This window comes from Streptomyces sp. NBC_01497, assembly GCF_036250695.1.
Lineage (GTDB): Bacteria > Actinomycetota > Actinomycetes > Streptomycetales > Streptomycetaceae > Streptomyces.
The window spans coordinates 3,346,152-3,357,693 of the sequence record NZ_CP109427.1 but is presented as its reverse complement, the minus strand read 5'-3'; the positions used below and the strand labels follow the sequence as shown (position 1 = coordinate 3,357,693).

Genomic DNA, 11,542 nt, shown 5'->3' with positions numbered 1-11,542 from the left:
TCGTGGACAATCTGATTGCGCTGCTCGTGGCGGCGCCCTTGCTGGGGGCCGCGGTCCTCCTGTGCGGCGGGCGCGCCCTGGACCGGGTGGGTCACTGGCTCGGTACGGTGCTCGCCGCCGCCTCGTTCGTCATCGGCGCCGTGCTCTTCGCGAACATGCTGGGCAAGGGCGCCGACGACCGCGCCCTGCACCAGCACCTGTTCACCTGGGTGCCGGTCGCCGGGTTCAAGGCCGACATCGGCTTCCAACTGGACCAGCTGTCGATGACGTTCGTCCTGCTGATCACCGGGGTCGGCACCCTCATCCACCTCTACTCGGTGGGTTACATGGCGCACGACGAGCGCCGCCGCCGGTTCTTCGGATATCTGAACCTGTTCCTCGCGGCGATGCTGCTGCTCGTCCTCGCCGACAACTACCTGCTGATGTACATGGGTTGGGAGGGCGTGGGCCTCGCCTCGTACCTGCTGATCGGGTTCTGGCAGCACAAGCCGAGCGCGGCGACGGCGGCCAAGAAGGCCTTCCTCGTCAACCGCGTCGGCGACATGGGCCTGTCGATCGCGATCATGCTGATGTTCACCACGTTCGGCACGTTCTCCTTCGGGGGCGTGTTCGGCGCGGCGAGCGGCGCGAGCGAGGGCAAGCTCACGGCGATCAGCCTGATGCTGCTGCTCGCGGCCTGCGGCAAGTCGGCCCAGGTGCCGCTGCAGTCCTGGCTCGGGGACGCGATGGAGGGCCCGACGCCGGTCTCCGCGCTGATCCACGCGGCCACGATGGTGACGGCGGGGGTCTACCTGATCACCCGGTCCGCGCCCGTCTTCAACGGGGCGCCCACCGCGCAGTTGGTGGTGGTCGTGGTCGGCGCGGTCACGCTGATCTTCGGTGCGATCGTCGGTTGCGCGAAGGACGACATCAAGAAGTCCCTCGCCGGCTCGACGATGTCGCAGATCGGCTACATGATCCTCGCGGCGGGGCTCGGCCCCATCGGCTACGTCTTCGCGATCATGCACCTGGTGACGCACGGCTTCTTCAAGGCCGGGCTGTTCCTCGGGGCCGGTTCGGTGATGCACGGCATGAACGACGAGGTCGACATGCGCAAGTACGGAGGCCTGCGGAAGTACATGCCGGTCACCTTCGTCACCTTCGGCCTCGGCTACCTCGCCATCATCGGCTTCCCGGGTCTGTCCGGCTTCTTCTCCAAGGACAAGATCATCGAGGCGGCCTTCGCCAAGGGCGGCACGGAGGGCTGGATCCTGGGCGCGGTCACGCTACTGGGCGCCGCGATCACCGCGTACTACATGACGCGCATGATGCTGATGACGTTCTTCGGTGAGGAGCGGTGGCGGAACACCGCGACGGCCTCGCCCGCGTCGCCGGACGTGGAGCCGGTCGCCGAGGGGGCCGGCCCGCACGCGGAGCCGCACCCGCACGAATCGCCCTGGACGATGACGGTCCCGATGATCGTCCTCGCGGTCGGCTCGGTGGGCGCCGGCGCGTTCTTCGGCATCGGCAACCGGTTCCTGCACTGGCTGGAACCCGTCACGGGCCACAGCGAGGGCAACTCGCCGGTGAGCGCCGGCGTCGTCACCACCGCCACGATCGTGCTGCTGCTCGTCGGGGTCGGCATCGCCTACCTCCAGTACGGACGGCGGCCGGTGCCCGCGCTCGCGCCGCGCGGTTCCCTGCTCACCCGGGCGGCCCGCCGCGACCTCCTCCAGGACGACTTCAACCACGTGGTCCTGGTGCGCGGCGGCGAGCACCTCACCCGCTCGCTCGTGTACGTCGACCACTCGCTCGTGGACGGGGTGGTCAACGGGACGGCGGCGTCGTTCGGCGGGCTCTCCGGCCGCCTGCGCAAGGTGCAGAACGGCTATGCGCGCTCCTACGCGCTCTCGATGTTCGGAGGTACGGCAGTGATCGTCGCCGCGACCCTGTTGATGAGGGCGGTGTGAGTGCGATGTCGTTCCCCTTTCTGACCGTCACCGCGGCCCTGCCCGCGGCCGGTGCGATCGTCACGGCGGCGGTGCCCGCGGCGCGGCGCACGACCGCGAAGTGGACGGCCCTGCTGTTCTCGATCGCGACGCTGGCCATCGCGGCCGTCGTCCTGGTGAAGTTCGACCCGGGCGCGCGCGGTCCGTTCCAGCTGACCGAGTCACATGCCTGGATCAAGGACTTCGGCGTCCGCTACGAACTGGGCGTGGACGGCATCGGGGTCGTGCTGCTCGCGCTGACCGCGCTGCTCATCCCGTTCGTGATCCTGGCGGGCTGGCACGACGCCGATCCTCTGGAAGAGGCGGAGCCGAACCGCAGGTGGCGGCCGACGCAGGGCTTCTTCGCGCTGATCCTCGCGGTCGAGGCGATGGTGATCCTCTCCTTCGAGGCCACCGACGTCTTCCTCTTCTACCTGCTGTTCGAGGCCATGCTCATCCCGATGTACTTCCTCATCGGCGGCTTCGGGGACCGGGCCCACGCGGGCGGCGACGAGGCGGCGGCCACCCAGCGCAGTTACGCGGCGGTGAAGTTCCTCCTCTACAACCTGGTCGGCGGGCTGATCATGCTGGCCGCGGTCATCGGTGTGTACGTGGTGGCGGGCACGTTCTCGCTCACGGACATCGCGCACCTGCGGGCGGCCGGCGACCTGACGATGGCGACGTCCACGCAACGGTGGCTGTTCCTCGGCTTCTTCTTCGCCTTCGCGGTGAAGGCCCCGCTGTGGCCGGTGCACACCTGGCTGCCGAACGCCATGGGCGAGGCGACCGCGCCGGTCGCCGTGCTGATCACGGCGGTGGTCGACAAGGTCGGCACGTTCGCCATGCTCCGCTTCTGCCTCCAGCTCTTCCCCGAGGCGTCGAAGTGGGCGACACCGGTGATCCTGGTGCTCGCGCTGATCAGCATCATCTACGGCGCGCTGCTCGCGGTCGGCCAGCGGGACATCAAGCGCCTGATCGCCTACGCGTCGATCTCCCACTTCGGCTTCATCATCATGGGCATCTTCGCCATGACGAGCCAGGGACAGTCCGGCGCGACGCTGTACATGGTCAACCACGGGATCTCGACTGCCGCGCTGATGCTGGTGGCCGGGTTCCTGATCTCGCGGCGCGGTTCGCGGCTCATCGCGGACTACGGCGGAGTGCAGAAGGTCGCCCCGGTGCTCGCGGGGACGTTCCTGATCGGCGGGCTCGCGACGCTGTCGCTGCCGGGCCTGTCGCCGTTCGTCAGTGAGTTCCTGGTCCTCGTCGGGACGTTCAGCCGGTATCCGGTGATCGGGATCATCGCGACGGTCGGCATCGTGCTCGCCGCGCTGTACGTGCTCGTCCTCTACCAGCGCACCATGACCGGGCCCGTGAAAGCGACGGTCCAGGGCATGTCGGACCTGAAGGTCCGGGAGCTGGTGGTGGTGGCGCCGCTGATCGCCCTGCTGATCTTCCTCGGTGTGTATCCGAAGCCGCTGACCGACATCGTGAATCCGGCGGTGCACCAGACCATGTCGCAGGTCCACCAGAGTGACCCCCACCCCGAGTTGGAGGCGTCCCGATGAGCGCGCCAGCTGTCCACAGCCTGTGGACAACGACGGCCGCCGATTCGATCGGCACCATCCCGTCGCCCCACATCGAGTACGGCCAGCTCTCGCCGGTGCTGATCGTCGCCGGTGCCGCCATGCTCGGCGTCCTCTTCGAGGCGTTCCTGCCGCGCCGGGCCCGCTACTACGCCCAGGTCGTCCTCGCGGTCGTCGGGCTCGCCGCCGCGTTCGCCGCGGTGGTGGCGCTCGCGGCCGACGGGTACGGCAGCGTCTCCAAGGCGCACATCGCGGCGCAGGGCGCGGTCGCGGTCGACGGGCCCGCGCTGTTCCTCCAGGGCACGATCCTGCTCACGTCGATCGTCGCCGTGTTCACGTTCGCGGAACGCCGCCTCGACCCGGCGGCGGGCGCGCACCGCGTCGACTCGTTCGCGGCCGAGGCGGCGGCGGTGCCGGGCAGCGAGGCGGAGAAGGCCGCGACCCGGGCCGGGTTCACCACGACCGAGGTGTTCCCGCTGGTGATGTTCGCGGTCGCGGGCATGCTGGTGTTCCCCGCGGCGAACGACCTGCTGACGCTGTTCGTCGCGCTGGAGGTCTTCTCGCTGCCGCTCTACCTGCTGTGCGCCGTGGCGCGCCGCAAGCGCCTCATGTCACAGGAAGCAGCCGTCAAGTACTTCCTGCTGGGCGCGTTCTCGTCGGCGTTCCTGCTGTTCGGGATCGCCCTGCTGTACGGGTACTCGGGCTCCGTCACGTACGCGCGGATCGCCGACGTCGTCGACGGGACCGTGCAGAACGTGAACCCGGCTCTCGCCGGCACCATGGGCAACGACGCGCTGCTGCTGATCGGTGGCGGGATGCTGCTGACGGGTCTGCTGTTCAAGGTCGGCGCGGTGCCGTTCCACATGTGGACGCCGGACGTCTACCAGGGCGCGCCCACGCCGGTCACGGGCTTCATGGCAGCGGCCACGAAGATCGCCGCGTTCGGCGCGCTGCTGCGGCTGCTGTACGTGGTGCTGCCCGGTATGACGTGGGACTGGCGGCCGGTGATGTGGGGCGTCGCGATCATCACGATGATCGGCGGTGCGATCGTCGCCATCACGCAGACCGACATCAAGCGCCTGCTGGCGTACTCGTCGATCGCGCACGCCGGCTTCCTGCTGGCCGGTGTGATCGCGGCGTCGCCCGACGGCATCTCGGCCGTGCTGTTCTACCTGGTCGTGTACTCCTTCGTGACGGTCGGCGCGTTCGCCGTCGTCACCCTGGTGCGGGACGCGGGCGGCGAGGCGACACACCTTTCCAAGTGGGCGGGGCTCGGCCGCCGTTCACCGCTGGTCGCGGCGGTATTCGCGATCTTCCTGCTGGCGTTCGCGGGCATCCCGCTGACGTCGGGCTTCGCGGGGAAGTTCGCGGTCTTCAAGGCCGCGGCGGCCGGGGGCGCGGTGCCGCTGGTGGTGATCGGTGTGATCGCGTCGGCGATCGCGGCGTTCTTCTACATCCGTGTCATCGTCCTGATGTTCTTCAGCGAGCCGAAGGCCGACGGTCCCACGGTGGCCGTCCCTTCGCCGCTGACGATGGTCACCATCGGGGTGGGCGTGGCGGTGGTCCTCGTCTTCGGGATCGCGCCGCAGTACTTCCTGGACCTGGCGAGCCAGGCGGGGACGTTCGCCCGCTGACCCGGGCCGCGCACCTGCCGAGGACGGTCGTCCGCCGCTGCCCGGCCCCCTGCCCAGGGGGCCGGGCAGCGGTCCGTGTGCTACCGGGTCCGGCGGCGCGGGGTGATCCCGGTCAGGTCCAGGTCGACGGGGAACGGCACGGACACCGTGAGCCGGTCGCGGAAGATCCCGACGCTCGTGTAGACGCCGGTGGCGGGTTCCCGCTCGAAGGCGTACACCACCGCGCGGTCGTCGTGGTTCTCCACGCGCCAGTAGTGCTGGATGGCGGCGCGCGCGTACTTCACCGGCTTCGTCTCGCGGTCCCGCGACTGGGACTCGGGGGAGACGACCTCGACGGCGAGCACCACCGCCTCGGCGGGGAAGCGCGTCCGGCTCCAGCCGTCGACCACGTCACCGCGCACCACGACGACGTCCGGTTCCGGCCGGTTGTGCCGGTCGACGTCGATGGTGAACTGCCGTACGACCGCCAGGGTGTCGGGTGCGGCGGAGCGTAACCACTCGGTGAAGCGGGTCACGGTCCGGCTGTGGAACAGGTCCTGCGGTGCGGCGAAGACGAGGCTCCCGTCGATCAGCTCCGTGTGCGGAGGCAGGTCCGCAAGTCTGTCCAGGTCGTCGGCGGTCCAGCCGCCCGCCGGCGGCCGGGGCCACGGGTATTCCCGAGTGCCGGGGGCGGGCCCGGGACCTGGCTCGTCGTCTCGCGGTGTTCCCATGGGGGGAGTCTCACGCGTGTACTCGGCGTAACCGCCGAAACATGATCACACTCGCCCGAAGGGACGGCAGGGAGCCGGGTGTTGACGTCGGCCCGGGGCCGGGGGCCGGGCTCTCACCCGCCCGTCGCCGCCGGGGTGACGCGGCCCGTGACCTCGCCCAGGCCGACCTTGGTGCCGTCCGGGCCGGGGGCCCAGGCGCTCAGCGTGACCTCGTCGCCGTCCTCCAGGTACGTGCGCTTTCCCGTCGGCAGGTCCAGGGGCTCCGCGCCGTCCCAGGTCAGTTCGAGCAGCGAGCCCCGCTGGCCGCGCTCGGGGCCGCTGACCGTGCCGGAGCCGTACAGGTCGCCCGTACGCAGCGACGCCCCGTTGACGGTCAGGTGGGCCAGCTGTTGTGCGGCCGTCCAGTACATCGACGAGAACGGGGGATTCGACACGGCCTCGCCGTTGACACGCACCGTGAGGCGGAGGTCGAAGCCGCCGGGGTCCTCGTCGTCCGTGTCGTCGAGGTAGGGCAGGGGCTGTTCGTCGCGGGCCGGCGGCGCCACGCGCGCGGCGTCCAGGGCCTCCAGCGGGGTGACCCAGGCCGACACCGACGTCGCGAACGACTTGGCGAGGAACGGGCCGAGCGGCTGCCCCTCCCACGCCTGGAGGTCGCGTGCGGACCAGTCGTTGAGCAGGCACACCCCGAAGACGTGGTCGCGGAAGGCGCCGAGCGCCACGGACGTGCCCTGCGGGGAGGGCGTGCCGACGACGAAGCCGACCTCGGCCTCGATGTCCAGCTTGGTGGTCGGCCCGAAGACCGGCGGAGGGCCTGTCGGAGTTTTGCGCTGGCCGGTCGGCCGTACGACATCGGTGTCCGACACCACGACGGTCCCGGCACGGCCGTGGTAACCGACCGGCATGTGCTTCCAGTTCGGGGTCAGGGCCGGCCCGCCGGGACGCAGGATGGCACCGGCGTTGGCCGCGTGGTGCTCGTTGGAGTAGAAGTCGACGTAGTCGGCGACCTCGTAGGGCAGGTGCAGGGTCAGCGCGTCCAGCGGGTGGAGCAGGGGCTGGAGTTCCGCGCGGTGCGCGGGCACGGTGACCCAGGCGGTGAGCGCCCGCCTGACGTCCCGCCAGGCGGTGCGGCCCGCCGCCATCAGCGGCCCGAGGCCGGGCTGCGCGAGCAGCGTCTCGTAGGGCGAGCCGAGCGCACGAGCGGCGGCCCCCGCGTCCAGTACCCGGTCGTGCAGACGCACCCCGAGGCGGCGCCTGCCGGGTTCGTCGGCGGTCGTGAACACGCCGTAGGGCAGGTTGTGCGGTCCGAAGAGGTCGTCTTCGCCGCTGCTCCGCTCGGGCATCGCTGCGCCTCGCTCTCTGGGTCGTCGGGGTGCCGGACACGTTACGGGCAGGTTCGTACCCACCCGGCGCCGGTCTACCGGCCCTGAACGGGTGGTGCGGGGGCCTCCCCGGGTTCGGTAGCCGGGCGGCGGGAGCTATGTCCTCCCTGTATCGCTTGTGTCCGTTGAGTTCTGACGCAGAGTCACAAAGGATGTTGCGCGACCACGTATAGATTTGACAGAAACGCGTCGACATATTGCGCAGCTGTGTCGATGGGATTACGGTCCCCCTTGCTCGAACCGCTCAATCGCAGCGCAGTTCCCCGTTCCTCTCTGCTCAAGCTCCTCGCATCCCCCTCTGACCGTGGTGCCGCGCGTGCAGGCGTGGCACCACGTCGAAAGGAGCAAGGCCCACGTGATCCAGTCCATGCGTGCTCTGAGAAGAGCGCTTCTCGTCACGGCCGGCAGTACGCTGCTCGCCGCCGGCGGGATGGTCGCGGTGACGGCGCCCGCGGCGTCCGCCGCTCCCGCCGCTTCCGCCCAGGCCGCCGCGGCCACCGGCGGCAGCGGTGCCAACCTCGCGTACGCCGAGGTCCAGGCCGAGAACTCCGCCACCAACGGCAGTGTCATCGGCCCGAGTTACGCCCAGGGCCAGTTGGCCGACGAGGCGTCGTACCGCAAGGCGGTGACCCTCCAGGGCTCCGGCAAGTACGTCACCTTCACCACCCCGGTGGCGACGAACTCGATCGACTTCCGGTACAGCATCCCGGACACGTCGGGCGGCTCCGTCTACAACGCCCCGCTGTCGCTGTACATCAACGGCTCCAAGCAGAGCGACTTCAGCCTGACCAACGCGTACAGCTGGTACTACGGCAGCTACCCGTTCACCAACTCCCCGGGCAGCAACCCCCACCACTTCTACGACGAGGTCCACCGCCTGCTCCCGCAGACGTATCCGGCCGGCACGACCTTCAAGCTCCAGGTCGACGCCGGGGACACGGCGTCCTCGTACACCGTCGACTTCGCCGACTTCGAGCAGGTCGGCGCGGCGCTGCCGCAGCCCTCGGGATCGGTCTCGGTCACCAGCCAGGGCGCCGACGCGAGCGGCGTCCAGGACTCCACCAACGCCTTCAACGCGGCGATTCGCGCCGCCGGTTCCGGTGGAACGGTGTGGATCCCGCCGGGCACGTACAACATCCCGGGCCACATCGCGGTCAACAACGTGACGATCGCCGGTGCCGGCATGTGGTACTCGACCGTGACGGGCACCGCGCCCGGTTTCTACGGCAACTCGGCGCCCTCGCCCAGCAGCAACGTGCACCTGCAGAACTTCGCGATCTTCGGCAACGTCGGCGAGCGCGACGACAACGCGCAGGTCAACGGCATCGGCGGCGCGATGAGCAACTCGTCGGTGTCGAACCTGTGGATCGCGCACATGAAGGTCGGGGCCTGGATGGACGGCCCGATGGACAAGCTGACCCTCAGCGGTCTGCGTATCCGTGACACCACCGCCGACGGCATCAACTTCCACGGCGGCGTCACCAACTCGACCGTCACCAACAGCGACATCCGCAACACCGGTGACGACGGCATCGCCACCTGGGCCGACTCCGGCCTCGGCGCCGACGCGGGCGACACCATCTCCAACAACACCGTCCAGTTGCAGATGCTCGCCAACGGCATCGCCATCTACGGCGGCCACGACAACACGGTCAGCGGCAACCTCGTCCAGGACACCGGCCTCACCCAGGGCGGTGGCATCCACGTCGGGCAGCGGTTCACGTCGACCCCGGTCGGCACCACCAACATCACCGACAACACCCTGATCCGCGACGGCAGCCTCGACCCGAACTGGCAGTTCGGCGTCGGCGCGCTGTGGTTCGACGGCAGCCAGGGCGCCATCACCGGCCCGGTCAACGTCTCCAACGCGCTGATCGAGCAGAGCCCGTACGAGGGCGTCCAGTGGGTCGAGGGCACCGTCAGCGGCGTCAACCTCAACAACGTCACCATCGCCGGTACCGGTACCTTCGCGCTGCAGGAACAGACCGGCGGCGCCGCGAAGTTCACCAACGTCACGGCGACCGGCGTGGGCGCGTCCGCCCCGGTCTACAACTGTGAGGGCAACAACTTCCAGGTGACCGACGGTGGCGGCAACTCCGGGATCAGCGGCGCCCCGTACTGCGGCGGCTTCCCGGCGCCGAACTTCCCGCCCTACCCGGCCGACAGCGTCACGACCGCGCCGAGCGCGCTGAACTTCGGTTCGGTCGCGACCGGCGCCACGAGCGCCACGCAGACCGTGACGGTCGCGAACCCGACCGGTTCGGCCGCCGCGGTCACATCCATCGCCACCAGCGGTGACTTCGCGCAGACCAACACCTGCGGCTCGTCCATCGCCTCGAAGGGCTCGTGCACGGTCTCCGTCACGTTCAAGCCGACCGCGGCCGGTGCGCGCACCGGATCGCTGACGGTCAAGGCGGGCGGCGTCACCGACACCGTCACCCTGTCCGGCACCGGCACCGCGCCGGGTCCCGTGCTGTCCGCGGACCCGGGCAGCCTGAACTTCGCCGGCACGGTGGTCGGCCAGTCCGCCGCCGCGCAGACGGTCAAGTTCACCAACTCCGGCACCACGGCGGCCACCGTCTCGGGCGTCTCGGTGTCCGGTGACTACAGCCAGAGCAACAACTGCTCCTCCGTCGCCGTGGGCGCGTCCTGCACGGCGACCGTCACGTTCAAGCCGACGGCCGCGGGATCCCGTACGGGGACCCTCACGCTCAACAGCAACGCGAACAACGGCCCGACGACCGTCTCCCTCGTGGGCAGCGGCATCGGCAGCAGCACCAACGTGGCGGCCGGCCGGCCCGCCTCGACCAGCTCCAGCAACAACCCGTACGTCGCGGGGAACCTGACCGACACCGACGCGTCGTCGTACTGGGAGAGCCAGAACGGCTCGTTCCCGCAGTGGGCGCAGGTCGACCTCGGCAGCAGCTTCAAGGTCGGCAAGGTCACCCTGAAGCTCCCGCCGGCCACGGCGTGGAACACCCGCCAGGAGACCCTGTCGGTGCAGACGTCCACGGACGGCACGAACTTCACGACGGCCGTGGCCTCCGCGTCGTACACCTTCGACCCGAACGCGAACCAGAACACGGTGAACATCACCGTGCCGGGCTCCACCGCCCGGTACGTGCGGGTCAACATCACCGCCAACACGGGGTGGAACGCGGGTCAGCTCTCGGACTTCGAGGTCTTCCCGAGCGCCTGAGCCCCCGGGCTCCCGTATGCCTCCCGGTGCCGCCGCGTACATGCCATGTGCGCGGCGGCACCGCCGTGTCAGGAGCCCGGGCGGCCCGGTCCTGATCCCGGTGCCGGCAGTCGCGGGGGAGGGCGGGCCCCGGTCCCGCGTCCGGGTGCCCGCCGTGTGGCGGAGCCCGTGCACCGCGTCACGGGGGCGTGCGCGGGGCGTACCGTACGCTCGACAGCACGCCCCTCCCCACACCCGTCACGGACCAGTCTCGGCGTCCCCCGGCCCCGCGGAGCCCACCATCAGCACCTCCGACACCCCGCAGATCCCCTTCGCCCCGTCGGCCCCGGCGCGTCGGCGGCGCATCGGCGTGCTGATCTCCATGGCGCTGTTCGCCTACGGGCTGGACCTGGCCAGCAAGGTCCTGGTCGTCGCACACCTGGAGAACCACGCACCGGTCCCGCTCATCGGCGACTGGCTGACGCTCCAGGTGACCCGCAACGCGGGCGCCGCCTTCTCCATGGGGCAGGCGATGACCGTGGTGTTCACGGTGATCGCGGCGATCGTGATCGCGGTGATCTGCCGGATCGCCCACAAGCTCTACAGCCTGCCCTGGGCCATCGCGCTCGGCATGCTCCTGGGCGGCGCCTTCGGCAACCTCACGGACCGCGTGCTGCGCTCACCTGGCGTCTTCCGCGGCGCGGTCGTCGACTTCATCTCCGTCCAGTACTACGCGGTCTTCAACCTCGCCGACTCGGCGATCGTCTGCGGCGGTGTCCTCGTCGTCCTGATGTCGTTCCTCGGCACGACGCCCGACGGCCGCCGCGAACGCGACACCGTGCCGGACGCGACGGAGGCGGGCGAGCCCGGGAAGGCGTAGGCGGGATTCCCGTAGGGCGGGAGCCGGTACGGGAGCCCGCGCGCGGCGCCTGCCCCGGGCGCCTCGCGTCCCTTCGTTCAACTGGTCCTGGACCGCCGGGATTCCCGTTCTCGATGTGATGTTCCCCGTCGCCGGATCGCTTCCCGGACCACCCCTCCACCTGGGCATACTCCACGCCTGCCCGTCCCCGAAACCGCGGGGACGAGGC

At 70.1% G+C, this 11,542-nt stretch carries 7 protein-coding genes; 5 read left to right on the top strand and 2 right to left on the bottom strand.

Annotated features, from left to right (window positions below; all coding sequences use genetic code 11):
- Window positions 1–2 precede the first annotated feature (2 nt).
- The 3 genes from nuoL to nuoN are packed head-to-tail and all read left to right on the top strand — an operon-like array spanning window position 3 to window position 5,187.
- A complete protein-coding gene (gene nuoL, locus OG310_RS14305; protein ID WP_329456264.1) occupies window positions 3–1,949 on the top strand; it encodes an NADH-quinone oxidoreductase subunit L in 1,947 nt (648 codons plus the stop codon).
- A 5-nt stretch (window positions 1,950–1,954) separates the two neighbouring features.
- Window positions 1,955–3,535, top strand: coding sequence for an NADH-quinone oxidoreductase subunit M (locus OG310_RS14300; RefSeq protein ID WP_329456263.1), 1,581 nt, complete (start codon window positions 1,955–1,957; stop codon window positions 3,533–3,535).
- Window positions 3,532–5,187, top strand: coding sequence for an NADH-quinone oxidoreductase subunit NuoN (gene nuoN, locus OG310_RS14295; RefSeq protein WP_329456262.1), 1,656 nt, complete (start codon window positions 3,532–3,534; stop codon window positions 5,185–5,187). The genes OG310_RS14300 and nuoN overlap by 4 nt, the downstream gene beginning before the upstream one ends.
- A gap of 80 nt (window positions 5,188–5,267) precedes the next feature.
- Here the strand turns inward: nuoN and OG310_RS14290 are convergent, their stop codons facing one another.
- Together OG310_RS14290 and fahA are read right to left on the bottom strand one after the other, a co-directional pair.
- A complete protein-coding gene (locus OG310_RS14290; RefSeq protein ID WP_329456261.1) occupies window positions 5,268–5,897 on the bottom strand; it encodes a Uma2 family endonuclease in 630 nt (209 codons plus the stop codon).
- Window positions 5,898–6,010: 113 nt separating this feature from the next.
- Complete coding sequence (fahA, locus tag OG310_RS14285; RefSeq protein ID WP_329456260.1) at window positions 6,011–7,237, bottom strand: fumarylacetoacetase; 1,227 nt, start codon at window positions 7,235–7,237, stop codon at window positions 6,011–6,013.
- A gap of 394 nt (window positions 7,238–7,631) precedes the next feature.
- On the opposite strand from fahA, the gene OG310_RS14280 reads away from it, so the two are divergent.
- Together OG310_RS14280 and lspA are read left to right on the top strand one after the other, a co-directional pair.
- Window positions 7,632–10,475 carry a choice-of-anchor D domain-containing protein gene (locus OG310_RS14280; protein WP_329456259.1) on the top strand — a complete coding sequence of 948 codons (2,844 nt, stop codon included), beginning with the start codon at window positions 7,632–7,634 and terminating at the stop codon, window positions 10,473–10,475.
- A 280-nt stretch (window positions 10,476–10,755) separates the two neighbouring features.
- Window positions 10,756–11,334, top strand: coding sequence for a signal peptidase II (gene lspA, locus OG310_RS14275; protein ID WP_329460177.1), 579 nt, complete (start codon window positions 10,756–10,758; stop codon window positions 11,332–11,334).
- Window positions 11,335–11,542: the final 208 nt, after the last annotated feature.